Origin of the sequence: Burkholderia sp. Ap-955, assembly GCF_011753045.1 — a bacterium.
Lineage (GTDB): Bacteria > Pseudomonadota > Gammaproteobacteria > Burkholderiales > Burkholderiaceae > Burkholderia > Burkholderia lata_D.
Genome location: NZ_VWWH01000061.1, coordinates 20,218 through 45,966, shown reverse-complemented (window position 1 = coordinate 45,966; position 25,749 = coordinate 20,218). Strand labels below are relative to the sequence as shown.

The 25,749-nt window shown below is 68.8% G+C and carries 33 protein-coding genes and 1 tRNA gene; 6 read left to right on the top strand and 28 right to left on the bottom strand.

Going from position 1 to position 25,749, the window contains the following annotated elements:
- A partial coding sequence (locus F3J15_RS26170) for a c-type cytochrome (RefSeq protein WP_166894931.1) occupies positions 1-571 on the bottom strand: 571 nt, incomplete at its 3' end.
- Positions 572-822: 251 nt separating this feature from the next.
- On the opposite strand from F3J15_RS26170, the gene F3J15_RS26165 reads away from it, so the two are divergent.
- Positions 823-898 (top strand) — tRNA-Arg (locus tag F3J15_RS26165).
- A gap of 15 nt (positions 899-913) precedes the next feature.
- Here F3J15_RS26165 and F3J15_RS26160 read toward each other — a convergent pair.
- Both F3J15_RS26160 and F3J15_RS38240 read right to left on the bottom strand, forming a co-directional pair.
- The gene (locus F3J15_RS26160; protein ID WP_345891598.1) at positions 914-1,990 is read right to left on the bottom strand and encodes a site-specific integrase; all 1,077 of its coding nucleotides are present in this window, start codon (positions 1,988-1,990) and stop codon (positions 914-916) included.
- Positions 1,903-2,154, bottom strand: coding sequence for a DNA-binding protein (locus F3J15_RS38240; protein WP_231937762.1), 252 nt, complete (start codon positions 2,152-2,154; stop codon positions 1,903-1,905). Before F3J15_RS38240 ends, F3J15_RS26160 begins: the two co-directional genes overlap by 88 nt.
- Here F3J15_RS38240 and F3J15_RS26155 point away from each other — a divergent pair.
- Positions 2,050-2,310: a hypothetical protein gene (locus F3J15_RS26155; RefSeq protein WP_069246817.1), complete on the top strand. Its 261-nt coding sequence runs from the start codon at positions 2,050-2,052 to the stop codon at positions 2,308-2,310. The two genes, F3J15_RS38240 and F3J15_RS26155, sit on opposite strands and share 105 nt — an antisense overlap.
- 51 nt (positions 2,311-2,361) lie before the next feature.
- On the opposite strand, the gene F3J15_RS26150 is transcribed toward F3J15_RS26155, so the two are convergent.
- From F3J15_RS26150 to F3J15_RS26130, 5 genes are all read right to left on the bottom strand, one after another.
- Complete coding sequence (locus tag F3J15_RS26150) at positions 2,362-2,733, bottom strand: hypothetical protein (protein ID WP_166894927.1); 372 nt, start codon at positions 2,731-2,733, stop codon at positions 2,362-2,364.
- Positions 2,730-5,522 carry a toprim domain-containing protein gene (locus tag F3J15_RS26145; protein ID WP_166894925.1) on the bottom strand — a complete coding sequence of 931 codons (2,793 nt, stop codon included), beginning with the start codon at positions 5,520-5,522 and terminating at the stop codon, positions 2,730-2,732. The genes F3J15_RS26150 and F3J15_RS26145 overlap by 4 nt, the downstream gene beginning before the upstream one ends.
- A 7-nt stretch (positions 5,523-5,529) precedes the next feature.
- A complete protein-coding gene (locus F3J15_RS26140; RefSeq protein WP_069246819.1) occupies positions 5,530-5,796 on the bottom strand; it encodes a hypothetical protein in 267 nt (88 codons plus the stop codon).
- Between the two features lie 189 nt (positions 5,797-5,985).
- Positions 5,986-6,234: an ogr/Delta-like zinc finger family protein gene (locus tag F3J15_RS26135; RefSeq protein WP_048251455.1), complete on the bottom strand. Its 249-nt coding sequence runs from the start codon at positions 6,232-6,234 to the stop codon at positions 5,986-5,988.
- A gap of 180 nt (positions 6,235-6,414) precedes the next feature.
- Positions 6,415-6,630, bottom strand: coding sequence for a hypothetical protein (locus F3J15_RS26130; protein WP_069246820.1), 216 nt, complete (start codon positions 6,628-6,630; stop codon positions 6,415-6,417).
- 162 nt (positions 6,631-6,792) lie between these two features.
- Between F3J15_RS26130 and F3J15_RS26125 the strand changes: the two genes are divergently transcribed.
- Positions 6,793-7,212: an XRE family transcriptional regulator gene (locus F3J15_RS26125; protein ID WP_069249199.1), complete on the top strand. Its 420-nt coding sequence runs from the start codon at positions 6,793-6,795 to the stop codon at positions 7,210-7,212.
- A gap of 312 nt (positions 7,213-7,524) precedes the next feature.
- The gene (locus F3J15_RS26120; protein ID WP_069246821.1) at positions 7,525-7,821 is read left to right on the top strand and encodes a hypothetical protein; all 297 of its coding nucleotides are present in this window, start codon (positions 7,525-7,527) and stop codon (positions 7,819-7,821) included.
- 159 nt (positions 7,822-7,980) lie between these two features.
- Here the strand turns inward: F3J15_RS26120 and F3J15_RS26115 are convergent, their stop codons facing one another.
- From F3J15_RS26115 to F3J15_RS26025, 20 genes are all read right to left on the bottom strand, one after another.
- Positions 7,981-9,051, bottom strand: a complete 1,071-nt coding sequence (locus tag F3J15_RS26115; protein ID WP_069246822.1) for a phage late control D family protein — start codon at positions 9,049-9,051, stop codon at positions 7,981-7,983.
- Positions 9,048-9,479, bottom strand: a complete 432-nt coding sequence (locus F3J15_RS26110; RefSeq protein ID WP_069246823.1) for a phage tail protein — start codon at positions 9,477-9,479, stop codon at positions 9,048-9,050. Before F3J15_RS26110 ends, F3J15_RS26115 begins: the two co-directional genes overlap by 4 nt.
- A gap of 24 nt (positions 9,480-9,503) precedes the next feature.
- Positions 9,504-12,065 (bottom strand): hypothetical protein, encoded by a 2,562-nt coding sequence (locus F3J15_RS26105; protein WP_166894922.1) that lies wholly within the window; start codon positions 12,063-12,065, stop codon positions 9,504-9,506.
- 15 nt (positions 12,066-12,080) lie between these two features.
- Positions 12,081-12,194 (bottom strand): GpE family phage tail protein, encoded by a 114-nt coding sequence (locus tag F3J15_RS26100; RefSeq protein ID WP_166894920.1) that lies wholly within the window; start codon positions 12,192-12,194, stop codon positions 12,081-12,083.
- An 8-nt stretch (positions 12,195-12,202) separates the two neighbouring features.
- Positions 12,203-12,574, bottom strand: a complete 372-nt coding sequence (locus F3J15_RS26095) for a phage tail assembly protein (RefSeq protein ID WP_179254140.1) — start codon at positions 12,572-12,574, stop codon at positions 12,203-12,205.
- A gap of 83 nt (positions 12,575-12,657) precedes the next feature.
- Entirely contained in the window at positions 12,658-13,167 is a 510-nt protein-coding gene (locus F3J15_RS26090) for a phage major tail tube protein (protein ID WP_048251463.1), read from the bottom strand.
- Positions 13,168-13,195: 28 nt separating this feature from the next.
- Complete coding sequence (locus F3J15_RS26085; RefSeq protein WP_069246826.1) at positions 13,196-14,368, bottom strand: phage tail sheath protein; 1,173 nt, start codon at positions 14,366-14,368, stop codon at positions 13,196-13,198.
- Between the two features lie 60 nt (positions 14,369-14,428).
- A complete protein-coding gene (locus tag F3J15_RS26080) occupies positions 14,429-15,115 on the bottom strand; it encodes a tail fiber assembly protein (protein ID WP_166894918.1) in 687 nt (228 codons plus the stop codon).
- Positions 15,116-15,132: 17 nt separating this feature from the next.
- On the bottom strand, positions 15,133-17,697 hold the full coding sequence (locus F3J15_RS26075; RefSeq protein ID WP_166894916.1) for a phage tail protein: 2,565 nt from the start codon (positions 17,695-17,697) through the stop codon (positions 15,133-15,135).
- A gap of 6 nt (positions 17,698-17,703) precedes the next feature.
- Positions 17,704-18,246, bottom strand: coding sequence for a phage tail protein I (locus F3J15_RS26070; RefSeq protein ID WP_166894914.1), 543 nt, complete (start codon positions 18,244-18,246; stop codon positions 17,704-17,706).
- Positions 18,239-19,153 (bottom strand): baseplate J/gp47 family protein, encoded by a 915-nt coding sequence (locus F3J15_RS26065; RefSeq protein WP_166894912.1) that lies wholly within the window; start codon positions 19,151-19,153, stop codon positions 18,239-18,241. The genes F3J15_RS26070 and F3J15_RS26065 overlap by 8 nt, the downstream gene beginning before the upstream one ends.
- Positions 19,150-19,512, bottom strand: coding sequence for a GPW/gp25 family protein (locus F3J15_RS26060; RefSeq protein ID WP_089471921.1), 363 nt, complete (start codon positions 19,510-19,512; stop codon positions 19,150-19,152). The genes F3J15_RS26065 and F3J15_RS26060 overlap by 4 nt, the downstream gene beginning before the upstream one ends.
- Positions 19,509-20,195, bottom strand: coding sequence for a phage baseplate assembly protein V (locus tag F3J15_RS26055; protein ID WP_166894910.1), 687 nt, complete (start codon positions 20,193-20,195; stop codon positions 19,509-19,511). The genes F3J15_RS26060 and F3J15_RS26055 overlap by 4 nt, the downstream gene beginning before the upstream one ends.
- A 581-nt stretch (positions 20,196-20,776) precedes the next feature.
- Positions 20,777-21,226 carry a phage tail protein gene (locus F3J15_RS26050; protein ID WP_166894908.1) on the bottom strand — a complete coding sequence of 150 codons (450 nt, stop codon included), beginning with the start codon at positions 21,224-21,226 and terminating at the stop codon, positions 20,777-20,779.
- A complete protein-coding gene (lysC, locus tag F3J15_RS37870; RefSeq protein WP_226207559.1) occupies positions 21,219-21,455 on the bottom strand; it encodes an Rz1-like lysis system protein LysC in 237 nt (78 codons plus the stop codon). The genes F3J15_RS26050 and lysC overlap by 8 nt, the downstream gene beginning before the upstream one ends.
- Positions 21,343-21,783 carry a protein lysB gene (locus F3J15_RS26045; protein WP_166894906.1) on the bottom strand — a complete coding sequence of 147 codons (441 nt, stop codon included), beginning with the start codon at positions 21,781-21,783 and terminating at the stop codon, positions 21,343-21,345. Before F3J15_RS26045 ends, lysC begins: the two co-directional genes overlap by 113 nt.
- Positions 21,780-22,625 (bottom strand): N-acetylmuramidase family protein, encoded by an 846-nt coding sequence (locus tag F3J15_RS26040; protein WP_166894903.1) that lies wholly within the window; start codon positions 22,623-22,625, stop codon positions 21,780-21,782. Before F3J15_RS26040 ends, F3J15_RS26045 begins: the two co-directional genes overlap by 4 nt.
- Positions 22,626-22,628: 3 nt before the next feature.
- Positions 22,629-22,895, bottom strand: a complete 267-nt coding sequence (locus F3J15_RS26035) for a phage holin family protein (protein WP_166894901.1) — start codon at positions 22,893-22,895, stop codon at positions 22,629-22,631.
- A gap of 1 nt (position 22,896) precedes the next feature.
- The gene (locus F3J15_RS26030) at positions 22,897-23,241 is read right to left on the bottom strand and encodes a putative holin (protein WP_069246837.1); all 345 of its coding nucleotides are present in this window, start codon (positions 23,239-23,241) and stop codon (positions 22,897-22,899) included.
- A gap of 16 nt (positions 23,242-23,257) precedes the next feature.
- Positions 23,258-23,464 carry a tail protein X gene (locus tag F3J15_RS26025; RefSeq protein WP_166894899.1) on the bottom strand — a complete coding sequence of 69 codons (207 nt, stop codon included), beginning with the start codon at positions 23,462-23,464 and terminating at the stop codon, positions 23,258-23,260.
- A 374-nt stretch (positions 23,465-23,838) separates the two neighbouring features.
- On the opposite strand from F3J15_RS26025, the gene F3J15_RS26020 reads away from it, so the two are divergent.
- Together F3J15_RS26020 and F3J15_RS26015 are read left to right on the top strand one after the other, a co-directional pair.
- Positions 23,839-24,024 (top strand): hypothetical protein, encoded by a 186-nt coding sequence (locus F3J15_RS26020; RefSeq protein WP_240159160.1) that lies wholly within the window; start codon positions 23,839-23,841, stop codon positions 24,022-24,024.
- A gap of 140 nt (positions 24,025-24,164) precedes the next feature.
- Complete coding sequence (locus F3J15_RS26015) at positions 24,165-25,712, top strand: TIGR04222 domain-containing membrane protein (RefSeq protein WP_166894897.1); 1,548 nt, start codon at positions 24,165-24,167, stop codon at positions 25,710-25,712.
- Positions 25,713-25,749 lie beyond the last annotated feature (37 nt).

The window sequence follows — 25,749 nt, the reverse complement described above, 5'->3', positions numbered from 1 at the left end:
GTGCGCTGGCGGCGTCCGCCGTGCCCGACGCGGCTGCGGCGCCGCTGGCGGGTTGCGCCGCGTTGGCGGCCGGCGCGGCCGGTTCGGGGAAGTTCGCGCCGTCGTTGTTCGCCATGTAGACGATCGCACGGGCGATTTCATAGTCGCTGACGTCGTCGGGGCTCGTGCCGCCGCGCGGCGGCATCGCGCCCTTGCCGGCCAGCGCCGTCTTCAGCAGCGTGTCGAAGCCTTGCGAGATGCGCGGCGCCCAGTCGTCCTTGTTGCCGAACTTCGGCGCGCCGGCGGCGCCCGTGCCGTGGCAGGTCACGCAGACGGCCTTGTAGACTTCCTCGCCGGTCTTGAACGTGCGGGGCGCGTTGGCGTCCTTCACGTCGACCTTGGCGAGCGGGGCGACACGTGCGGCGACCTGTTCGTCGGATAGCGCGTCCGTGCCGGCGCCGGCACGGAACGCATGGTTCGCATAGTTGGCGAACAGGACGATCAGGATGATCGGAATCGCGAACGACGCGATGATGACGGCAATCAGTTGCCCGGGGGTTTTGACGGGAGATTCGTGGGGTGCTTCGCTCATGCTTGCCTCGTCTCCGTGATTAGGAATTGTGAGCGCGGTGCAACGGCAAATGGCAGTCCAATGAAGCCCGGTCGATTATAGACGGAACGTTTACATCACGGCGAGCGGTGCGATGGCGCGTGTTTACCCGCACGCGGCCCGGCCCGGCGGGGATTCGTCGGGCAAGGTGGACGCGTCATGGGAAACCGGGTATCCTTGCCGTCTTGCCAATCGTGGGCGGCCTGTATATTGGGGTCGCTTCACTGTCACAGGCGCCCGTAGCTCAATGGATAGAGTACTGCCCTCCGAAGGCAGGGGTTGCTGGTTCGATCCCAGCCGGGCGCGCCAAGCCTATCAAGGCTCTCAGCGGTTTTCTCCCTTCGTCGCATTGTCTCGTTGCAGCTGAATTGCAGCGGGCACCGTCACGGGCTCGGGCTCGGCCGTCAGCGGTGTGACCCACTGCGCGAGGTGGTCGGCCGACAGGTGCGCGTACCGCTGCACCATTTCCATCGTCTCCCATCCGCCCAGCTCCTTGAGTACCTGCAGCGGCGTGCCGCGCTGCACGTGCCAACTCGCCCACGTGTGGCGCAGGTCGTGCCAGCGGAAATCGCTCAGGCCGGCACGCTGCAGCGCCTTGGCCCAGGCAGCCGTGGCCGTCTGGTAGACCGGCTTGCCGCGATAGGTAAACACGCTGTCCGCGCATGCCGGCGCCCGCGGGTTCGCGCGCTGGCGGCGCAGCACGGCGATCGCGGTTTCCGAAAGCGGCACCGTGATGGCCTTGCGCGCCTTCGCCTGGTCCGGGTGGATCCACGCGACGCGCCGCGCGAGGTCGACTTGCGACCACCGCAGCCCCGTGACGTTGGCGCGGCGCAGGCCGGTCTCGAGACTGAAGCGCGCCATGTCGGCGAGATGCGCGGGCAGTTCGGCGAGCAGCCGCTCCGCTTCGGCCGGGGTCAGCCAGCGGATGCGTTTCGAGACGATCTTCGCGCGTTTCGTGACCGGCGCGCGCTCCAGCCATTCCCATTCGACCGCCGCATTCAACACCGACTTCAGCACGCCGATCACGCGTCGCACGGTGCCGTCGCTGACGGCCCGGTCGGTCTCGACGATGCCGTGCCGGGTGCGCACCGTGCGCGGTTCCTGGCGCTTCGCGAGCGCGATCGCGTCAATGCGGTTCCGGTCGATGTCGGCGAGCGCGACGCCGGACAGGTGCCGGTCGAGCCAGCGTAGGTGAATCTTCGACGTTTCCAGGCTGGCGAGGCCCGCGCGTTCGCCGATGTAGCGCACGACCGCGTCGTTCCACGAATGGCGCGGCTTCGTGCCGAGCCGCGCCTGGTTCCACAGGTCGACCTTCAGCCGGTCGTGGAATTCCTGGGCCTGCGCTTTGTCGCGGGTGCCAGTGCTTCCCTGTATCGGCGTTCCGCCGCCAGGGGGGTACAGCTTGTATTGCCAGTTGGGGCTGGTCTTGCGCTTGTAGAGCGACATGGGCGGGTTTCCTCTTGCTGATCGAGATGGGCGACTGGCGGGAGCCATTCGCCGGCGAGGTAGCGCTGCAGGGCGGCGACGGAGAAGATCCAGCGCTTGCCGACCTTGCGGCCGGGCAGCGCGCCGGCCCGGGCCTTCAGGCGCACCGTTTCGGGATGGGCGCCGAGCAGCGTCGAGGCGCCGGCCAGGTCGACGGTGGCCGGATGCGCGCTGTCGGCAGGCCGCGCGCCGGGCGGGCACGCAGCGCAACTCGTGGAATGGTGGTTTGCGTGTGAAGAGTGCATAACACTTTGATGTTCAAGCGTTTTGTTGGCCATCGGTTGCCATCACTCAGGCGTGGCGGCCGCGCGGAACCCGTGGCGCGAAATCGCTGCATCGCCGGCGACCGATGGCAATGCGGCCCCGACTCGTGGTGCGCGATGGCGGCGCGTCGCAGCGGCTTCCCGGGTCTCTTTCTTCTTTTTCTTCAATGAGTTGAAGAGAGAGATAAAAGAAGGGGCTGCCGCCGGCGTGCCGGCCGGACTCATGGCAAAAGCGGCATGACACGTGGCGAACCCGGCGCGACGCAAGGCGGCAGTTTCTTCAGGAATCAAGGGCTTGCGTGCCGGCACCCGCGATAACCACGATTCGCGTGCGCTGCCCGCCGGCTCCCGACGGGCGCCGCCGCACGATGACGGGCCGGACAGGGCGCGGCTCATGCGCGGCCTCCTTGCAGCGCATCGGTCGCCAGGTCCTCGCGCACCGACACGTGCAGGCCGAATGCGGCCAGGCGCTCGAGCGAGACCGGCGTCAGGTACGGCACGCGGCGCATGTAGATGCGGCGCTCGACCTCCTTCTCGCCGACCACGACGCCGGCGTGCTTGAGCTGCGCCTTGAACACGCGATCGGACTTCACCGGCAGTCCGTTCCACTTGTCGCGCAGCGCGCTCGTGTGCGCGAGGTGATCCATCACGTGCCCGGTGCGCAGCAGCAGGCAGAATTCGCCGTCGACGGTGTCGAACGTGTACGGATGCTTGTAGTTGCCGCCGTCGATTTCCGACAGCACCGTTTCCATGATCCAGACCCACGGCTCGCGGTCGGCGCTGGTTTCGGCGACGTGGCCGTTCATCTCGGCGATCAGGTCGCGCGGGAACTCGCCTTCGCTCGGGTCCATGCCGGCGAATTCGCACAGGTAGCGCCACGCGAGCCCGATCGCCGCGTAGTTGCCGGCCATGCGCCGCGCGCCGTCGTCCTCGCCGCTCGCGCGGCAGCCGGCGAGCGCCTTGTCGCGCAGCGTCGCGTACTGGTCGAGCGCGGTGCGCCGGTCGAGGCCGGTCAGGAACTCGAGCCATTGCCGGACCGGGAAGCGCGGCAGGTCGTCGGGCAGCAGCGGCCCGCGCTTGCCGGTCAGCGTCGTGCGCACGAGCTTGCCGAGCAGGCTGCGCACCGGCACGTCCTCGCCGGCGAGCATCACCGGCGCGCACAGCAGGTATTCGGTCATGTCGGTGCCGCGCCGCGTCACCGTGTACTGGTAGTTCTCCTGCAGCAGCCCGACCGCCTTGTCGATCACGTCCTGCCGCCGTGCCGACAGTTCTTCCCAGCCGACCGGGTGGCTCGTGTGACTGATGCTGGTCAGCAAGCGGAATTCGGTCTGCAGCGATTGCCCCGAGAACATCGTGAACGCGAGCGAGCGTTCGAGCCGCTTGATGAGCGTCGACTTGCCCGCGCCCTTGTTCGCCTGGATCGTCAGATGCGGCCAGAAGCCGAGCAGCGCCTTCAGGTGGCCGCCGAGCGCCCACACGAGCGGGATCGTCGCGGCGTTCTGGCGGAACGTCGTCTGGTAGGCGGCGATCACGCGGCACGCGTCGCTCACCGGGCCGCCCGGGAACGTGAGGTTGTGATACGGGCACTGCTTGTCCGCTTCGGTGAAGTAGCAGTCGGGGCCTTCGTTGACGATCAGCCGCCCGTCGCGCCACGCGAGCCCGACGAAGTTCGCGGCGCGGCGCGCGCCGAGGTCGGCGCCGCGCTCGAGGATGTTCACCATCCGCTTGAACGGCGCCGGCGCCCAGATCGGGCCGAACTTGCTCCACTGGTCGACGTTGTGCAGCTGATCGTCGAGCATCACGCGGCGGATCAGTTGCGCACCGTGCCGCGGCGCCTGCACCGACACGGCGAAGTAGACGGTGGGCGCCTGGTCGGCGTCACCCGTCATCGTCGACGTCGCGCTCGCGACGGCCACGCGGCTGATGCCGGCGATGCGGAAGCCGCACAGGTCGGTCATCACGGGCGTGTCGACGCCGGATTCCTCGTTGCGATCCATCTTGGTGATGTAGCTCGTGAAGTCGGGCCGCACGCGAAACCGCCAGTACTGCGCGAAATCGTGCGCCGGCAGGAAGATGCGCGGCCGGCCGCGGCGCGATGCGTCGCCGGGCAGGCCGGCGACGAGCCACGGCTCGAGCTGGTCGAGCGCGCGCGCCAGGTCGGCCGGGCCGCGCAGCTGCAGGTAGTCGTTCACGTCGTTGATCGGCGTGCGCGCGGCGTCGCCGTCCGCCAGATCCGCCAGCCAGTCCGACTGGTCGACCAGCACGGCGCTGATGTCGAGCGCGGTCAGCCGTTCATGGAGTGCCCACGCGGCCTCGGGGCCGGGGCGTTGCCCGGCGCGCGGGTGGCCTTCCGCGAACGGCTCGTCGTTGTCCAGGCAGATCGTGACCTGCTTGCCGCGCAGGAACGTGAAGTCGATGCGCTCGACGTTCGCGAGGCCGCGCAGCGCGAGCGCGGCCGTGCCGGGCAGCGCGCACGTGTCGATCGACAGCGCGTTGATCGCGCTTTCGACGATGATCACGCGTTTCGCGCGGTCGAGCCGGCGTGCGTCGGCGGTCCAGCCGTAGCCGGCCTTGTCGCCCTGGGTCTGCGTCTTGACGCCGCCGTTGAGCGCGGGGTCGACGTAGCGCATGTCGACCGCGACGACGCGCGCATCGCCCGGCGCGCGCACCACGAACGCGGCGGCGGGGCCGCCGTGGCCGACGTCGCCGGCAGCGATCTTCGGGCTCGTCCACGTATTGAAGCCGAGCGTGCGCGCCGCGAACGCCGCGTCGAGCGCCGCGGCGGAAATGCCGCGGCCGCCGAGATAGTCGCGCACGCGATCGCGCTCGGCCGTGCAGCGGTCGGCGATGTACTCGATGGTGGATTTCTCGCGGCGCTCGGCGGGGGCCGGGCGCTCGGACGGGAGACCGTAAGCGTCGTGGAGATAGCGGACGGCGTCGGCCACCGTGCCGCCGCGCGCGTGGATCACGAGGTCGATGCACGAGCCGCCGGCGTCGGCGCTGTGATCGCGCCAGCCGGTGCCGTACTTCGGGTGATTCGCATAGATCGACAGCGACGGGCTGCGGTCCGCGTGCTGCGGCGAGTGATAGAGCGCGCGGTCGCCGCCGCGGCCCCGTTTCAGGCCGAGGCGGCCGGCGAGGTCATGCAGGTCGATGTGTCGTTTCAGTTCGTCGATCGAGGCCATGTCTGGGTCATTGCTGCCGTTCGGGTTGCGGTGGTGCGGGCGGTGCGGGATGGCCCATCGCGGCTGGGGAACCGGCGAGCGCGCGCAGCGCGGCGGCGGATTGCGGGAAACCGAGCGCGAGGCGATCGGCGAGCGCCGACACGAAGCGGCCGAGCGTGCGTTGCCGCTCGGGGCTGTCCGGCGGGGCGTCGAAGCTCAGCGTGTCGGCGGCTGCAGCGATCGCGGCGCGCAGTGCGACGTCATGCGGCGCGGGTTCGGTGGCGTAGCGGTTCATGGGCGCGCCTCCTGGTAATAGACCCGTACGCATTGCGCAGGGTGGCGGACAATCGCCGGGCTGGCGGAGCATCGGACGGCGCGGCCCGCTTGGATCGGGATCATGAGGTGTCCTTTTCAATGGCAAAGACGATCCCTCGCGCCGTTCAGGCACGATGCGAGGGAAACGCGGGAACGAGGGGTTAGGGCGTCAGACCGGCAGCTCGAGCTGCGCGGCCAGGCGTTCGCGGACGTGCGGCGAGAGCGGCAGCTGCAACGCGAGGTTCGGGACGGCGGACGGCGACAGCGTGCGGGCGAATTCCATGTTGACGACGTACGTGTGGCCGCACTCCGGATTCGCGCACTGGAACGTGATTTCGCGGAACGTCAGCGACATTTCGCGGCTGCTGCGCGCGGTGGCGCGGGTGCGGCAGTGCGGGCAACGGTTCAGGATTCGCATGGGGGCGTGCTCCGGGCGAGAGTCTGCGCAGGGCCGGACGGGCAGCGGGCTGCGCGGGCGATCCGGCTGCATCGCTGGCCGATCGGCGGATTGGTGCGGGCGTGCGCGCGGCTCACAATCGACGCTGCGGGCACGGACGGTCGGGCGCGTTCGACGGTGCGGAACATGAGGGCGCCCGGTTCAACGGCCGGCGGTGCGCGAGCGCGGTGTCGCGATCGCGCGCAGGTGGCTCGCGCCGATGCGGATCAGTTCGCGCGCCATGCTCGAGATCGAGCGGTTGCGCTGCGCCGCGAGTTGCTCGAGCTCACCGCGCTCGACCGGCGTCAGCCCCACATAGACGGGTTTGTCCGACATCGTGCCGCGCGGCGAACGGCGCGGGCCTTTGGGAGTAGTCATGGTCGGTATACTTTGTCGAGATAGTCTTGCGTTACGGTAAGGCCAGTGTAATGAGCAAAAAACAGCGCGTCAATTGTTAATGGGTAATTTATGACACAAATCGGGAGTCGCTTGCGGGACGAGCGCTTGCGGATCGGGCTCAGCCAGGACGAGTTTGCGACCGTGGGCGGAGTCGCGAGGCGCTCGCAGTCGGCGTACGAGTCGGATGAGCGCTCTCCCGACGCGTCCTATCTGCTGGCCGTTCGAGAGATCGGTGTCGATATCGGCTACGTGCTGACCGGCGAACGGTCCGCCGCAGGCGAACCGGCGTCGGAGGCCGGCGGCCGCGACGCGGACGAAGCCGACGTGCTGGCGATGTACCGGCAGCTCAACGACGCCGGCAAGGCATCGCTGCACGCGTTTCTCGCCAGCTGCATCAGCACGGGCGCGATGGTGCAGGCGGCGCCGGCGCGGCGCGCGAAGCGCCTGCCGGAGAATCGCCGTGCGGCACTCGATCAGCGCACGGCGGAAAACGTCGAACGCGCGATGGCCGAGGTCGAACGGCTGAAGTCCGAACGCGCGGCGAAGCAACCGAAGAAATAAGCGGCCGCGCGACCCGACGCACGCGCCGCTGCGCATGCCGGCAGCGCGCTACATGCGGTCGCAGGCTGCACGATTCGAGCGGCGGCGCGTCCGGTGGCGCGGGCGGCCTGCCCCCTTTCCGTTTTCCGATTCCACAGCGGTGCGCCGAGCGCGCCGCGCCGTGCCATCGGATAAAATCGGACGAATCACTGTATATCCATACAGTATTGGTTTAGCATTCTGAAAGCCGGTGAGCTGGCGGCGGGGCGTTCCGAGGCGACCCGTCGTGTCAGGCGGCCCCCGGTGGATGACTGAGTTTGCGGAGACCGGAAAATGGACACCAACAGGAAGCACGACATCGGGACGATCGGCGCGTCGGCGCACGCCGACCACCGCGCGGACACGCGCGGATTGACGATGGGCCCGCCGCGATATCGTCAGGACCTGACCGACGACGAACGGGCCGACGCACACGCCGCGATCGACAGCGCGATGCAGTCGGTCGGGCAGGTGCTCGAGGCCGCGCTGCAGGCGATGGCCAATTTGCGCAATGCGCGTGCCACGTTGCAGCAATGCGGCGACGCGCGGGACACGCGCATGACGCTCGGCGGGCGTCAGCAATCGAGCTGAAGCACCACCTCTCATCCCCGCCGGCCGGCATTCGCTCCGGCCGCTGCGTCGAACCCGAGCCGCGCATCCCGCGCACTGCCTCGCCCCGCCCACCGAGATCCTGAATTCGCCACCGCGATCGCGTGCCTGCGATCGCGGCCCTGGCCGTTACTTCACCCGTCAGCGCTTGCCGGTTCGCCCCGACTTCTTTGGCGCGTCGCGTACCTCGAGCTCGAGCGCGGTCGTGAACCCGCCGTCGCCGATCGTATGCGTCGCCTTCTTCACGAGCCACGGCGTCTCGTCGATTTCCGGCTTGAACCCCGTCACGGTGACGGGCATTTCGGGAAACAGCTCGGGCCGGCCGAGCGCGAGCGTGTAGCTCAGCGTCGACTGGCCGCGCTGCGTGCGCGCATAGTCGGCCTGCGCGGCCGCCCGGGCCTCGGCTTCCGTCGCGTAATCCTCGGGCAGCACCTTGACGTTCTTGCCTTTCGCGTCGCCGACGACCACCGACAGCCGCCGCGCGCTGCCGTTCGAGTGATAGTGCGCGCGCACCGACGTGTAATCGTCGCGCTGCGCGATGTGGTAGCGATGCTGGTCGCCGCTCGCGCGGGTGATGGCCAGCACGTCGAGCGGCTTGCCGCTGACGGTCTTGCCGCTGCCGATCGGCGTGAACAGCAGGCGCTTGTCCTTCACGGTCATCACCGCGTCGTAGCGCCTGGCGAGGCGCGTCAGGAACGACATGTCGGATTCCTGCGTCTGGTCGACATGGTCGATCCGCGTCGCGGCGAGCGTGGCGTCGACGGCGGCCGTGAGCCCGTGGCGCGTCGCGATGGTGCGCACGATCGCGCCGATCGTCTGCCGGTGCCAGCTTTTCTCGCGGCGCTCGTGCATGCCCTTCGTCATCGATGCCGAGCGCGCGCGGATCGTGATGACGTCCGGTGCGCCGCCGTGCTCGACTTCGTCGACCGTGAACGCGCCCTTGTCGACGAGCGGCTCGCCGACCCAGCCGATCGACAGCTTGATGCTCGCGCCGCGCTTCGGAATCGCGAACGTGCCGCGCGCGTCGTCGAGCACCAGGTCGAGCATGTCGGCCTCGTCCGCACGCGATTCCGACAGCGACAGGCTGATGAGGTTGGGCGCGATCAGGCGCGACAGGTCGCGGCCGTCGAGCGTGATCCGATAGTCGGCCTGCGGCTGCACGCGACCCGCGCGGGCCTGCGCATCGCCCGGCTTGCGTTCCAGCGTGCTCATTGCTCGTCCGCTCCGCTTTCGTCGTCCTGCTGCGGCTCGGCCAGCACGCCGTCGTCCACGCGCTTGAGCGTCAGCGTGAACGCGATCTTGCGGGCGATGCCTTCCTTCGTGTGATACGTGGCCGTCTCGTTGAGGCTGTCGATCACGTACGCGCCGTACACGTTGCCGTTCCCGTCGACGAGCACGTAGGCGTCGCCGGCGTCGCCCATCCGGGCGAGCGCCTCGATCGACGCGATCTCGCCGATGCCGTTGTCGGGGGCGACGATGCCGGACAGGGTGATCGTGTCGTCGCCGGCGCCGGTGAACTGGCTCGCATCGCGCACGCCGATGCGCGAGCTGGTGCGGTGCTTCCAGTTGCGCTGGCGCTGGAGCTCCTGGTACGGCGTGGTCGCCAGGCTGAAAACGAACTGGTCGAGCGACATCATCATGGGCGGGTTTCCTTCAACGAACGATCAATCGGACAGGCGCGAGCCGGCGCGCGACGCCTTCGCGCGTTCGGCGCGTTCGAGCTCGGCGCGCACCATGCGCGCGATCTCGGCCGCATCGGCGCCGGGCGGCGGCGCGATGTTGATGGTGACGGGGCCGCTCGCGGGTGCGGCGCTGGCGGCAGCGGCGGCCGGCGCCGTGAGCGGTGCACGGTAGTCGAGCGACAGGTTGTAGCGCTCGAGCGGGGCGGCAGCGGCGATCGCGGGGCTCGCGGCGAATGCGGGCGGGCCGACCAGCGCGGCGGTGGTCGTGAGCGCGGCGGCGGTGCGGGCCATGAGTGACGGGGCGCCGGCCGTGGCGTCGTCGGGCGTGGTCGAAGCCTTTATGCCGAGTTTTTCCTTGGCCCAGTCGCGCATCGAACTGCCCAGGCCGCCGACCGTCTCCTTCACCGCGACGAAGCGGCTCTTGATGCCGTCGACGAGCCCCGACACCAGGCTGGCGCCGATTTCCTGGAAGCGCGTGCCGATGTCGCCGAACCAGTCGCCGATGCCGCCGATCGCGGTCTTCACCCACTCGACGGTGGCGTCCCATTTCGCGGTGATCCAGTCGCCGGCCGCGCCGAACGCGCCCTTGATGGTTTCCCACAGCGCGAGGAACTTCGGGCCGAGCGTGTCCCAGTTCTGCCAGACGTAGATGGCGGCCCCCGCGATCACGGTGATCACGGCCATCAGCGGATTCGCCAGCGCCAGCCGGCCGAGCACCATGAATGCCTGCCCGACGAGCCTGAACGCGCTGACCATCGACGTCGCGAAGCGGAGCACGTTCACTGTCCCGAGCACGTTGCCGAAGACGCTTGCCAGCGTGCCCACGACGGTGAGTACGCCGCCCAGCCCGGCGAACGCCGTGGCGAGGATGCGGGTGGCCGTGCCGTGTTCGCGCACGAACTTCACGATCTTCTCGAGCACGGTGGCCGTGACGTCCAGTGCCGCGTTGTACATCGGCGTGATCTTCTCGCCGATCTCGAGCTTCAGGTCGCGCAACTGCGCGAGGACGATGAGCTCGCGGCCCGCGGTTGAATCCGCGGCTTTCGCCCGCATGCCGGTGATGCCGTCGGCGGCGGCGCTCTGCCGCTCGGTGTCGTGGATCTGCTCGCGCTGGTCGTACATCGTGGTGAGCAGGTTCCCCGCGGCCTTGTCGGGAAACAGTTTCGCCAGCTCGGCCTTGATCTTGTCGGGACTCGTGATGCCCTTGGCGGCGAGCTTCGGCAGCAGCACCTTTTCAAGCCATTCGAACGGCGACGCCTGCAGCATGTCGCTGCCCGCCAGCGCGCCCGGCTTGAGCCCGGCGATCGCACCGTTCTTCCGGTGCGTGAGCCCTTTCGGATCGACGAGGCCCAGCGCCGCCAGCCGTTGCACGGCGAGTGCGGACGCCTTGCCCTCGAGCGCGCTGCCGGACAGGGCGGCCAGGCCTGCGCCGGCCGACTTGCCGCCCAGCTTTTCGATGAGCGGCTGCATCTGGTAATAAAACGCGTCCGTGCGCAACTTCTTGGCCGCGTTGCCACCCGATTCGGCGAAGTTGTTCCACTCGTCGCCGCTGACCTTGCCGCCGGTCGCCGTCTGCATCTTCTGCACGATGTTTGCTTCGGCGGGGAACGCCGCGTCATCCTTCGTGCCGCCGCGCAGGTCGATCACCTTCACCATGCTCATGAACTGGTCGACGTTCTTCTTCGCGTCTTCCTTGCCGAACAGCGCCTCGTTCGCGAATTTCATGGTCTCGAGCAGAGGCATGACGACCCGTGCGCGTTGCTCGTCGCCGCCCACCGCCGACAGCGACTCGCGCATCAGGCTCAGGTTGTCGATGGTCGACAGCCCCGGGGCCTGCTGCGCGCGCGCGAACTTCACCGCGTCGGCCGACGCACCCGCCGCACGCATGCGCAGCGTTTCGCTTTCGGCCTGCTTCGCGGCGTCGAGTGGATCGGACAGCATGCCGAGCATGTTCTTGCCGACACCCTTGACCGTCTCGCCGCGCTTCGCCCACTTCTCGCCGACGCCGCGCAGTGCGTCGATCCTGGCGCGCCGGGCATCGGCCTGCTGCTGGCGCCGGGTGTCGTACCCGCGCACCCCCGCGTCGATCATCGACGCACGCGACGCCATCGTCGCGCGGAGGTTGCGCTCGTCCCGCGACAGGTTGCGCGTGTCGATGCCCGCGCCGGCGAGCTGGGTGCGCATGGCTTGCACACGGCCGGCCTGGTAGTGGTGCGCGGACGCCAGGTTCTCGGCCGCGCGTTGCGCCTTGTTGAAGTCACTGATCATCTGTTGCGACGGCGAGCGGGTCGCGCGCAGCGACTGGGCGAGCGTGTCGACGCGTGCGCGTGCCGCCGAGAGGTCCGATGCCGTCGTGGCGAGGCCCTTGCGCATCTCGCGAAACTCGCCGATGCGCTTCTGCGTCTTCGCCATGTCATCCAGCTCGCGGCGGGTGGCCCGCAGCGAATCGGCCAGCCCCTTGTTGCCGGTCAGCATCATTTGCAGGGGCTTCGTCATGTTGTCGACCATGTCGACCATGACGCGCAGTTTCGTGGTGTTGTCCATCGTCGATCGTTTCGCTCATTGGGCGCCGGCGCGTACTCGGGCGCGCTCGCGCCAGTCCATCAGCTCGGCCAGGCTGAAGGCATCCATCACGGACGGTGTCCAGCCGAACACCGTCGCGATGTCTGCCATCGGGTCTTCTACGCGGTCTGGGAGGCCAGTCGGGATTTCACGGCCTTCGGCATCAAAAAACCGGCGAAGATGCCTCCCAGCTGCACGAGGTCGGCGGGGTCGATGCCGGCGACGTCGGCTTCGGTCAGCATCGGCGAGCTGATGCGCGGCAGCACTTTCGACAGCGCGACGACGTCGAGGCTGACGAGGTCGGACAGCGATACGCCGCGCAGTTCGCCCGATTTCGGCTTGCGCAGCGTGATCGACGTGATGGTCTGGTTGCCGCGCACGAGCGGCGTGTCGAGCGTGTGGGTGGCCGGATCGTCCTGGTCGGGCGCGGCGACGGCGGTGACGGCGGACGCGTCGGCCTGCGAGTCGTTCGCGGCCGGGTCGGGTTGCATCGGATTCATGGTGGTCCTGTCGGTGATCAAGCGGAGGAAAGGGCGAGAAAGGGCCCGGCCGGCGTGACCGGCCGGGCGGCGGATTACAGGCCGATCGCGTTGCGCAGCGCCGCGAACAGGTCGTTGCCGTTGACCTTCTCGATCATGTTGACGAAGTCGATCTCGATCACGTCCTGGCCGTTCACGGACAGCTTGTAGTAGCTGGCGACGGTCGTGACCTTGAACGCGGTGTCTTCCTTCGACTTCGCGGTGCCCGGGTCGATTTCGCTGTGGCGGCCGCGGATCACGATCTCGATCGCGTCGACGTTGGTCGAATCCTCGGACTGGTAGCCGCCGGCGAAGCGCAGCAGCACGCCGTCGTGCTTCGTGATCGCGTATTGCCCGAGCACGGAGCGCATGAAGCCGCCGCAGGTCCATTCGAGCTGGATCCCTTCCTGCCCGAAGTCGACCTTGATCGGGCCGCTCATGCCGCCGCCCTGGTAGTCCTCCATCTTGCGCGTGAGCTTCGGCAGCGTGACTTCGACAACCTGGCCGACGAAGTTCTCGCCGTTCTGGAACAGGTTGAATCCCTTGAGTTTGCGAGGCATACCCATCGTGTTTGACTCCTGGTGAGGCCGGTCGTTACGCGCTGACGCGCGCGGCGAAATCGGCGAGGTAACGGTCGGTGATGCGCTGGCGCAGCATCAGGTTTTCGAGCGGCGGAACCGGCGTGTATTCGTAGTCGAGATACGCCTTGCCGGACTTCAGCACGTCGGTCGTGTTCGGCTCCGGGTCGTACCAGGCCGAGCCGCCGATCAGGTAGCCCTGCGAGATCCATTCGCGGAACTTGGCGTTGATCGTTTCGATGATGTCGCGCGGCAGCGACGGGTTGAGCGGGCCGTCGATGATGGCCATCTGCGCTTCGGCGATCGAATCGGCGATGACCTGCGCGGTGCGCGTGTAGTTCTCGAACGCGAACAGCGGATCGTCCGAGCACGTGCGCGAACCCCAGAAGCGGAAGCCGTTGCGGTTCACGAGCGTCGTCACGTCCTGCTCGTTGAGGAAGCCCGCGTCCGTCGCCGGATCCTGCAGGTCCCACGACACGTCGGCGCTGATGCCGGTGACGCCGTTCACTCCGACGTTCGACAGCGTCTTGTGCCAGCCCGTGTCGTTGTCGATCTTCGCGCGCAGGCCGGCCGCATACGCGGTGGCCGGCACGACGACGGTCTTGTTGGTCGTGTCGTCCCACGCGAGGAAGTCCGGCCAGACGACCATCAGTTCGCGCTGGCTGAACTGCTTGCGATAGGTGACGGCTTCTTCCTTCGTCTTGCAGCCGTTGGCCGAGACATACGCGAACGCGCGCAGCGACTGCGCGATCGACGCGAGCGCCGCGGCGACGGGTTGCGTGTCGAGGCCCGGCGTCGCGAGGATGCGCGGCTTCACGCCGAAGCGCGCCTGCGCGCCGAGCAGCGCCTTCATGCCGGTGTACTTGCCGTCGGCGGTGACCGTGCCGATCACGTTGGTCGCCGTCTCGGCGGCGTCCTTGCCTTCGGCGACGCGCACGACGATCGTGACGGGCTTGGTCTGCCGGCCGATCGCGTCGAGCGTGCGGCGCAGCGTGCCTTTGGTGCCGGCCTTGCCGAGTGCGGCAACGACGTTGGTCAGCAGGACGGGCGTGTCGAGCGGGAAGGCGGTGGCATCGGCGTCGGACGCGGTGCAGACGATGCCGACGACGGCCGTCGACACGGTGCGGATCGGGCGCGAGCCCTCGTTGATTTCGATGACGCGTACGCCGTGGTGGTAATCCTGCGGCATGGTGTGTGGCTCCTGTGTGTGCAGATCAGATGAAAGAGAACGGGAGAAATCCCGTGCGGATCAGGCCGCGGGGTCCGCGACCGGAGCTGCAGGTGCGCTTGGCTCGTCGGGCTGGGGTTGGGGGGCCGGCTGTGGCTCGGGCTGCGGCTGCGGTTCCGGCTGCGAAGGCGGAGGCGGTACGTACGGCGCCGGCGTAGTCGGCCACGTCACCGCATCGGGGAACGTGTCTGCCTGGACGACCGAAACGAGTGCCATCTGATAGGCCGACCAGGCCTTGAAGTAATAGACGCCTTCGTCGTCGAGCAGGCCCGCGGCGTAGGCATCGGCCTTGCCGGCGTTCGCCTTGCGCGCGGCTTCGAGTCGTCGCTCGAACTCGGCCATCGCGGCGTCGCGTTTTTCGCGCTCGAGCAGCGCAGCTGGAACGGCCCACGCGCCGTTGATCCATGCGTGGCGCGGCGACGGTTGCGGTTCGGTCGTGAGGCCGAGTTCGTCGGGCGTCTTGCCGGCAGTCGCGATCTCGACCGGTTCGCCCGTGTCGGTGCGATAGCAGAGGCGGCCGCGGAAGTCCGGCAACAGTGTCCACGCGTTGTCGCGATAGAACGGCCAGGTCGTCGGCGTGCGCGCCGGCGGCTCGTCGAACGTCGCCCATGACGGCACGAGCCAGCGTTCGGGGTTTCGCGGATCGGCGTCGGGCTGGCCGCTGCTCAGGTATTCGCCGGTCTGCGAGCTGTAGTGGTGAATCAACATAGATTGGAGTCCGAGAGTTAGTAAGCGCGGATCATCGCGAGCAGCGCAATATTGCGCGGCCGTGCTTCGTTCCCGCCGTCCGCGTTGACGGTGATGGCGTGGCTGTGATTGCCGGCGCCGCCGATGCCGACGTTGTGGCCGTGAGTGCCGGCGCCTTCGGTGTTGAATTCGTGGTTGTGCCCCCCGGCCGGACTCGTCATCCCCCACACGTTGTCGCCGTCGCTGCTGCCGGAGCCCGTGTTGCCGGACCCCCAGGTTCCCCATGGCGGGCGGTAGACGGACGGGTTCTCGCCCCACGGCGACACGTGCTGGTGATCGCCTACGCCGGCGGTCCAGCCATGGTGGCCGTGCCAGCCCTGTGAGTCGGTCCACGCGGAGTGCACGTGGTCGCCGACTGCGGCCACGCTTGCGCCGTGTGTGTGCGATCGGTTCTGGGCGCCTTGATACGAGCCGATGCCGCGTTGCGCATCGATGTCGTCGCGACCGTCTGCCCAGCAGCGAATGAACTCGCCGCGCAGCTCCGGGAGGCGGAACGTCGTCGTGCCGTCGCCGGTGGAGAAGCAGCCCCAGCGTTCGTTGCGCCATTCATCGTCCGAGACGAGCGTGCCACTGGCCTGCGCATAGGCCCAAAGAGCGGGGTAGTCGGCACGATTGACGAGCACGCCGTTCGCTTTCAGGAACCCGGCGCGCGGCAGCGTGCGCGGCTCGAATACGATCTGGCCGACCGTCGCCGTCGAGAGTGCTGCCAGTACCCATTCGGTCGTGGCGAGCGCCTTCGAGCGATCGCCCGTTGCGGGTGTCGGGCCCTGCACGGGTGTCTGGAAGACGGTGCCGCCCGGCGTGAACGAAACCTGCGGGATCGAGTTGCAGGTCACGCCGAACGAGCCGTCGTTGATGTGGTACAGGCCCGTATCTGGTTTGCCGTCGTTGATGAACGTAATGCCGGGCGCGGATGGCGTGCCTTCGGCTGCGAGAATCTGTGCGCCGGCCGACATCGCGAAGCCGGTCGACTGGATCGGATTCGGGAGGTTGCCGGTGTGCCATACCGGTTTGCCGTCTACCCGGAAAGTTCGGTCCTCCGAGAAATACTGGAATGCGCCAGCATTACCTCCCCACCAGCCAACCGATCCGGCGTTGCCATAGATATATCCGGCGGCGGAGCCGAGCCTGATATGCGCTTCGGCATTGCTCATCCCGACGGAAAGTTCGCCGCCGATATAGGTCATTGCCCCGCTGCCATTGATCCGGACCGTCCCGTCGGCGAGCGACCAGGCGAACGGGCGGAAATCATTCCACTGGCCGTCCAGATCGCCTTTCTTGGTCGACAACAAGTAAACGTTTGTACCGTCGTTGCGCAAAAAGGCGCCGTAGTCGCCGTAGACCATTCGGAAATGCGCACCGTTGGCGTCCATGTCGCGCGAGGTTACCGCGCCCTTGAACGAGGCACTTCCGGCGGCCTGGATTACGTTGCGGCCGTCATCAACAGACGTCCCAACCAACATGCGACCAGACGGCAGCACGCGAACGCGCGCTGCATTGCCCGCGACGATGTCACAGGAGCCGTTGGCGTTTTCCGAACCGATGGTTGCGTTGCCTGCGGTGCGGAAGTAGCCATTGGCGTCGTCGGCAGAAACCCAGGCTTTGACGGTGCCTTGGCCTCCGGAGACGCTCGTGCCATACGTGCGAGAGTTGCCGTCGACCTGCAGCCGCGAGCTCCCGTCGTCATTCTTGACGTCGCCGACGAGCATCCGGCCGCCGTACGCGATGCGCAGGGCGCGCGCCTGGTTCGCGTCTATCTCGGCGTCGTTGCCGGTCTTGTTGACCCACAGATCGACGTACTCGCGTCCCCACGCCCCGTTGTCGAAGCCCGCCCGAACCGTCGCGATCAGGCGCGTCCCGATATCGGCGTGGTTGCCTCCAAACGTGCCATGCAGGCGTACGCGGCTTTCCCGGCCGTTCTTGCCGGTCGGCGGACGAATCGTGACGTGTGCGGTATCCGGACCCGCGTCGAACTCGGTGACGACCGGCCCGGTGAATCTCGCCCCGGTCAACGCCGCGTAGCGCGACGCCGCGGTTTTCGGCGTCACTGCACGCGTATCATCCGCACCCGCGTTCACTTCCGCCTGCGTCGCCAGCTCGACCACGCCTTGCCGCTCCGTGGTCGCCGGCGGATTGAGGAACGACGCGTCGCCGAATACGAGTTTCGTCGCATCGATCGCCGTGAACTGCATATCGGACGACAGCAGCAGCAACGCGGCCGGCGACTTCTCCATGATCGGCGTCGTCTGGCCATACGCGGCCAGCAGCACACCGTTGTCGAGGTAGAGGCCGAACCCATAGAGCGAGTACTGGTCCGTCGAGTCGTCCTTGAGCGTCGTATGAATCGTGTCCGGCGCGACGTTGGCGCCGCCGAAGGACTGGATCCGCTTCAGCTCGTTCGGCAGCTTCGTGAGCCCCTTGTCGGCGACGAACGGCGCGTTCGCCAGGCCGATTTCCACGACCTGGTGGGCATTCGTGCCGCCGTTGCCGGCGGCGACGAGCGCGGCACGGCCGGCGTCGGTGATGATGATCTGGGTTGCCATGTGCGATCAGTAGTCGGTGAGGTTCAGGCGGCGATAGGCCGCCACGCGCGCGGCGGCGCCGACCGGTTGTCGGCCCCGCATCTCGAAGCCCTGCGTGAACGTGTAGTGCGCCCGTACGGGCTTGGTCCGGTCGATTTCCGCGAGGATGTCGGCGACGTATTCGGCGGTCGGCGGGTTGCCTTCCTGGCCGCTGACGGTCATCACGAGGTCGAACGTGCCGGGCCGGCCCGGCGGGCGCTGCTCGAACCATTCACGCAGGACGATGTTTCCGCCGAAGGCCGCGACGACTTCGCGCACCGCGGCGGCGGTGCCCTTGCGGCGGGCGATCGGAATCGCCTGGCCGACCCGGGCGCGTTTCACGTACTCGGGCCAGTAGTCCTTCCACGCATCGACGCCGAGGTGCCACGCGAGCCACGGCAGCAGGTCGGACCGGATCGCGTCCGGATTCATCAGCGTCGCGAGCGGCGTCGGCACGTCGTCGATGCGCGCATTCGTCGCGGCGAGCCGGCGTTCGAGCCGCGTCGCATTCGGCGGGAGGACGTCACTCATTGCTGTACACCCCGCCGTCGATCAGCTCGATCCCGGTGCAGTACGGCGCCTGCTGCTTGGTCGCCGGCAGGCCGGCGGACGGGCTTTCGAGGATCACCTTCTGCACGCCGGCCGCGCGGGCGGCCGCGTAGATCCCGTCGAGCGTGACCTCCATCCCGAGGCGGTGCATGGATTCGGTGTATTTCTTCATCGCGCGGTTGGCTTCCGCGAGCGCCACCGCGCGATCCGGGCCGGCGAAGAACACGAGCCGCGCGCGCACCTGGTAGCGCAGGATTTCCGCGCCGCGCACCGTGACCTTGTCGGTCAGCGGCCGCACGTCGTCGGCCTGCAGCGCGGCCGCCACCGCGGCGATCAGCGCCGGGTCCGCCGTGCCGTCGCCATCGCGCGCCAGCACCGAGACGAGGACTTCGCACGGGGCCGGGCTCACGGCCGATGCGTCGAGCACGCGGCCGTCCGCGTTGCGTGCGTGCGAAACGTACGCGCCTTCGGGGCCGGCGACGGACAGGCTCTGCGGCGCGAGCTGCGTGCGGGCGCGCAGGTCGGTATCGCTCTCCATGACTGCCGCGAGGTTGTGTTCCGGATCGGCGGGCGTGATCGTCAGGCGCCGGATGCCGAACAGCGCCGCGAGATGATCGAGGTCCGTGCCGACCGCGTAGGCGAGCATCACGGCGCGTGCGGCGTCGTTCACGCGTTGCCGCAGCACGATCTCGCGGTACGCGTTCTCCTGCAGCAGCTTCACGACCGGCTCCGATTCGAGCGCGAGCGTCGCGGCGATCTCGGCCTGTTCGTCGGCCGGGTAGAGCGACACGAACCGTGCCTTGCGCGCAGCAAGCAGGGCTTCGTAGTCGATCGTTTCGACGACGTCGGGTGACGGCAGCTGCGAGAGGTCGATCGGCGTCACGCTCATGCCGGGCTCCCGTTCGTCATCGGCACGCGGGTCGATACGGCCGTGCCGTTCTCGCCGGTCCAGCCTTCGATGTCGAGATAGACCGACCCGGCGGCCGCATTCGCGTCGTCGGCGGCGAGCACGACGCGGGTGAGCGTCAGGCGCGGCTCCCAGCGCATGAGCGCCGTCGCGACGGCCGCGTACAGCCGGGTGCGCACGGTGCCGTTGCCGGGTGCGTCGATCAGATCGGGCAGCTCGGAGCCGAACGTGCGGCGTTTCACGCACGACGCGAGCGGCGTCGTCACGATCCTGCCGATCGACTGGTAGAAGTGGTCCAGGCCCGAGATCGAGCGGCCGGTGTTCGCGTTCATGCCTTTCATTGCGGTGCGCTCACGAGTTGTCCATCGCCTTGTTCGCGATGCGTGTGATGCGGGAGGCTGATGCCCTGGGATTTCACTTCGCGGGTGAAGGTGGCCGCGCCGTCGATCTGCATCGTGGCGCCGCCGCCGGTGCCGCCGGTGCCGGTCATGCCGGATTCGAACGCGAACGGGCCCTTGACCGTCATCGCCCCGGTGCAGGTCGTCTGCGGCGCGTCGAACGTGATGCGCTCGGCCTTCACGGTGGCGTCGCGGGTCTGCACGACGACCGATCCCGGCGCGACGATGCGCACGGTCGCACCGGCGGGCAGCTCGGCCGTGAGCGCATGCGCGGCGTGGTCGTACGTGATGCTCGCGCCGTCGGGATAGACACATGCGTGGGTGTCCGGGCTCGAGGCAGGGGCCGGTGCGGCATTCGAATAGACGCCGCGCAGCGCGACGCCTTGCGCCGGATCGCCCATCGGGCAGAGCAGCACGACCTGTTCGCCCGGTGTCGGCGGCAGCCAGTCGCGCGTGCTGCCGGCGGTGCCGGCAACCCACGGAATCCAGTTGGTCTGCAGGCCGCTGCCGTCGGAGTCGGCGTCGCCAACCGAGACGCGGCACAACGCGGCCGCATGGTCGACCGCGAGGATCGTTCCTTTGCGCACCGCGTTGCGTGCCTGCCGTTGAATTTCATTTGCGTCCATGCAGCCATGGTGACGGTCCGGCAGCCAGGGTGCGAGCGATGGCCTGTGTCGTCGCAACGAGGACAGCGCGCACCGGATGCCGGCATGAACGCGCGCGTCGAGAATCGCATCACCGGTCAGCGTGAGGATGGCGTCGTGCGCCCTGGCGATGGGGTTGCGAGGCTGGAATGCGGGAGCGGATCGACGTCGCAGCGGCGACTTGGCGGAGATGCGACGGGTTGCGTGGCGACGAAATGCAGATGGGGGTGTCGCGGCGGAGAGCCGCATAGACGGGACGTTGGTGCAAGGGGCACATGGAAGTGCCGCCATGGGTGATGCTGTCAATGCAGCTCGCATCGCCTGCACCGGCTGATTCGACGGCAATGCGCGAGCGGGGAAGCGGGCGATCGGCGTTGCGATCGTGGCGCGAGGATTCGTTACGGTGGGCGAAACGAGGCGGCCGAAACGAGATGGCCGGCTGCCGCGCGCAGCCGTTGCCGGGGCGAATGCATGCGGAAGAACACCGCGCACTCACGGCGCACGGCGTTCTCTCGACCGCACGCGACTCCGATGCCGTGTGCGTGAAGGTGGGCTTACCGGGCTTACCTGATCTGCGGCAGCGCGACCCAGGTGAGCGTGTTGGCCGGATCGACCAGCGTGTCGTCGACGTGGGTGATCACGTGCCGACCGTCAGGACCGGTTGCGACGTTGACGCTTTCCGTCAGCGCCAGCCGGATCGACAGGTCGACTGCTGCCGGGTCGCGAACGCCGACCTCGAAGGTGATGCCGCTCGTGCGTGCGGCGGGATTCGTCACGAGATCCGGCTGGTTCTTGCGGACCCATTCGACGATTGCGACGAACACCGGATCCGTGTCGCCGGAGAAATTCGTCGCGAGCACGTGGGCCGTGTACCGGTATTCGAACGACGGCGTCAGCGTGCCGGTGGTCGCAATCGATCCTTGCTCGACGAGCACGGTCAGCGCGCCCGGTTCGGTCCCGAGTGACGGGATGGCGGCGACGAGCGCCCGCCGCAGGCTGTCTGGCTTAATCATGCGGATGCGCTCCGTGGCGGGTTGCGGGTGTGCCGGCCTGGCATGCCGCGATCATGTCGACTTGCGCCGCGCAGGTCGCCCACGCGGCCTTCGCGAGCGTGAGCGCGGCATCGAGCTCACCGTTGGTGCGGGGCGCGAGCATCGGCAGCGTGCAGGGACTCACCGCCTGGCACGTATTCGACGTAAGCGTCGGCGCCGGTGAGAGCGGGATTGGCTTGCAGGCGGACAACGTCGTCAGGCAGACGAGTACCAGCCCAGGCGCGAAGCGCGGCGTTTTCATCGGTCAATCTCCGGTTTTCAAGTCGGGTGGCGTCGAGCTTCGATGCGATCGCGGCCTGCGAGCGGTCGAGCCGGGCCTGCTGTCGTGCGCGCTCGGCGGTGTCCTGCCGCATGCGCGAGATGACGTCGTCGCGCCCGGCAAGCGCCTGTCGTGCGTCGACGAGTTGCTGCCGTGTGGCGCCCAGGTCGGCGCGCAGCGCATGCACGACCAGCGCCGCGGCGGCGCATGCGGCAAGCGCGGCGATGCAGGCGGCGAATTTCGCGACGAGCCCGTTCATGCGGCGGACGGGGCGCCGGCCGATGCGGATCCGCCCGGCGTCGACGCGGCCGGTTGCGACGCATAGCGGTCATAGGCGCGCGCGAGCTTCACGTCGTAGAGGTTCGCCGCGTAGTCGGGGCCGTTGTACGCGCGTGCGAATGCGGCCCACTGGCGGGCGGCGAGCGCGCGGCGCAGCGCGTCGTCGGCCGCGATGTAACGGACGAAGGCGTCGAGATGCCGGGCTTCGCCGCTTTCCATGCACGCGACGAATTCGTCGATGCCGGCATAGCCGAGGCGCGCCCAGTGATAGCCCATCACCTGGAACGCGCCCCAGCTCGCGGATTCCCACGCGGCGCCGGCATCGATCGACTCGGCCGTCGCGAGACGCGTGTATTCCGCGGCGCCGCCGCGATAGCCGCCGCGTGTGCGCGACACGATGTCCGGCTGCCGCGCCGCGAACGGTGCAGGATCGATGCCGCGTGCCTGCAGCCGCTTCCAGAACACGTGGCGTTCGAACAGGATCACGGGCCGGCCGTCGGGCAGGAACCCGGCGCCGCGCGACTCGACTTCGTTGACCGCGCGAATGCACGCGAGCGGCACGTCGAGCGTGCGTGCGGCGCGTTCGAGATCGGCGAGCGCGAGGTGGGTCGGATCGCGCCGGCCGGTGGCCAGCGCGGCGCAGGTCTTCGGGCCGGCGATGCCGTCGTCGACGAGGCCGGTGTTCCGTTGCAGCGCGATCACGGCGGCTTCGGTCGCCGCGTCGTAGAGGTGCGTGACCTGCACCGGATAGCCGGCGCGGATCAGCCGGCGTTGCAGCAGGCCGACGTCGTCGCCGTGGTCGCCGAGGCGGCGGGTCTTCATGATTCATTCACTCCTGAGCAGGCGGGCGACGTTGCCGCGCGTGCCGCAGACGGACATCGCCAGCAGGACGGCGGTAGCCGCTTCGAAGAAGCCGACGGAGCCGGCATGCAGCAGCAATTCGATCGATGCGCCGCCGGCGACCGCCACGACGATCCAGGCGAACCAGGACGCGCGATGCCGGTGCCGCGCGCCGTTGCGCCGGTAGGTGAGCACGCGCACGAGCACGGCGACGTAAGCGCAGAGCGCGATCAGCACGAGCGGGAGCGGCATGTCATCCCCCCTTGCGGAACAGCGCGAGCAGGTCCAGCGTCTTGACCCGTTCGATGAGTTGCAGCGTGACGGCGATGACGAGCGCGGCCGCGAAGAACGCGGCGACGCCCGTCGAATGGATCGGGGTGGCGCCGACGATTTCCGGCGCGGCGAGATAGCCCATCACGAGCGAGATCAGCAGGTACGCGGCGCGCCGTGCGACGCCGATTTCCTTCGACGTGACGACCACGAGCGCGGCGCCCGTGAACGCGCCGATCAGCGCGTTGCCGTCGATGCCGGGCGCGAGCCCGGCGACGCCGATCGCGGCGGACAGCATCGCGGCGGTGGTGAGGTTCGGTTCGGCCATGCGGGCGATTCCAGGGTCAGTCAAACAGTTGCAGCAACGGCCGGGCGCGCATGGCGGTGTCGAGCGGCGGCAAATGGACGGGCGTGCCGGCCGGCAGCACGACGCCGAGGCTGGCGAGCCCGGTGTTGGCTTCGAGCACGGTTTCGACGGTGCCGTCCGTGCGGCCGTAGTGGCGCCAGCACAGCGCGTCGACGGTGTCGCCCTGCAAGGTGCGCACGATCATGGCCGGCGCTCCCGATGCGGGAACGCGACGCAGTCGCCGGCCGGCGCGTGGTGGAGGCTTGTCGATGTCGTGCTGCTTGCCATGGCGAGGTCCCGGGCAGTGAGGCAGTGGAGAGGGTTCCCATGGTCGAGCTTCGCCGGGCGGCGTTCAACGACACGCATGCGTGGCCTGTGCGGAGACGCAGCGCGGCGCGTGTCGCGACGTGCATCGGGCCTTACGCTTTCCGTGGGGAGTGCTTGATGGGCGCTTGGCGGGCACGTCACGGGCGGATGCGGTGTGAGCCGTGCAGCCGGATTGCAGCTGGCGTGAGCCGGGGCGGCCTTGATTGACCTTGTGCAGCCTTGGTTTTGCGCCGTGCGACGCGTGTCGAGCCCTTGCCGGGCAAGGGCGGGGGGAACGTCGGTAAAACTCCGAAGGCAGGGGTTGCGCAGCGGATTGGCATCAGTCGCTCGGATTACGCGAAACGCGAAAAACGCGAAAAACGCGAGAAGCTGCGCAAGTCGGTGCGCAGGAAGATCGCGGCCGCGCTCGGCATCCCGCTGGCGCAGCTCGATTTCTGACGCGGGGGCCGGCGAACGCGCCGGCCGCCCGGACAGCCGGCGTGCCGATGTCGGGTTGCCTCGCCGTTGTGCGAGAATCGCCCGCAACGACACTCCAAGCGACGATCGCGGCGGCCGTCCGCGCATCGCGCCGACTCCCGATGGCTGCCATCCTGTCTACCTCGACCGCAGTCGATGCCCGCGCGCTGACCGATGCGCAGCAGGCGCTGCTCGCGCGTCTGCACGCCTATTCCCCCGACGACCCGACCGCGCCGCTGCCGTACAGCCTCTGCCTTGCCGAAGCCGAAGGCTGGTCGCATGCGCACGCGCTGGCCGTGATCGACGAATACAAGCGCTTCGCGTTTCTCGCGCAGGCGGCCGGACATCCGGTCACGCCGTCGGTCGCGGTCGATGCCGCGTGGCATTTCCACCTGCAGTACACGCTCGAATACTGGGACGTCTTCTGCGCCGGCGTGCTGCGCGCGCGGCTGCATCACATGCCCGGCACGGGCGCGCCGGACGAGGCCGCCGTGTACGCGCAGCGCTATCGCGACACGCTCGACAGCTATCGCCGGCTGTTCGGCTGCGAGCCGCCCGAAGCGATCTGGCCGCGCCCCGTGGCCGAGCCGGCCGTGCTCGCCGACGCCCCGGTGCAGCGCGCAGAACTGCGCGACGGCCCGTCGAGCGAGCCCGCCGCGCGCCCGCGACGCTGGCGGCGCTTCGCGAAGTTCGCGTGGCCGACGGCGGCGATCAGCGTCGCGGCGACCTGCGCGAGCGCGAGCGATTTCAATGTGCTGGACTTCTCGGGGCCGGACTTTCTCGGGTTGTTCTACGTGCCGCTTTGCGTTGCCGCGCTGCTGCTGATCGCCGGCCTGCAGTGGATCGAATACCGCCACCGTGCGTGGGGACCGCGCGCCCCCGAATCGTCACCCGACCTGAGCGCGGAGGAAGCGGCGTATCTCGCGGGCGGCGGCGCGCGAATGGCGCAGGTCGCGATGCTGTCGCTCGCGCATGCCGGTGCGATCGAGCTGCGGATGAGCAAGGTCCACGGCGCGCGGGTGCGGATCGACGATCCGCGACACGCAGGCGCGTATGGCGCCGACTGGGAATGGCTGAGGCGGCAACCCGGTGGCGAGACGAGCTGCCACGCGTTTCGTCAGCGTCTCGCGTGGCGCGAAGCCGACTGCGCCGCAGCGTTGCAGCGCAAAGGCTGGCTCTGGGCGCCGGGCGAGATGCGGGCGACGCGGATGGCCGCGCGCGCGATCCTGCTGCTCGTGTTCGGCGCGGGCGCGGCGAAGCTCGCGGTCGGCCTGAGCCGCGGCCGGCCCGTGCTGCTGCTGATGATTGTCATGGCGGCGTTCATGGTCGCGTACCACTTCATGGTCGGACGCCTGCCCGGCTTCGGGTGCGGCGGCATGACGCGCAGCGGCGAGGCGGCGCTCGACGCGCACCGCGACCAACGCCGGGGTGACCGCGCGACGCCGGACGGGCTCTTGTGGACGGCCGCGCTGTTCGGCGCCGGCGCGCTCGCCGGCACCGGGTGGGCCGCGCATTCGAAAGTGCTGATGGCACCGCCGCCCGTTGCCGTGCAAACCGGCGGGTCGAGCGGTTCGTTCGACTCGGACGCCGGGGACAGCAGCAGTTCGAGTTCGTGCAGTTCGTCGAGCTCATGCAGCTCGAGCAGTTGCGGCGGCTGTTCGAGCAACTGAGCGCAGGCCGCGCTGCCGGGATAGCCCGCCGGGCCGC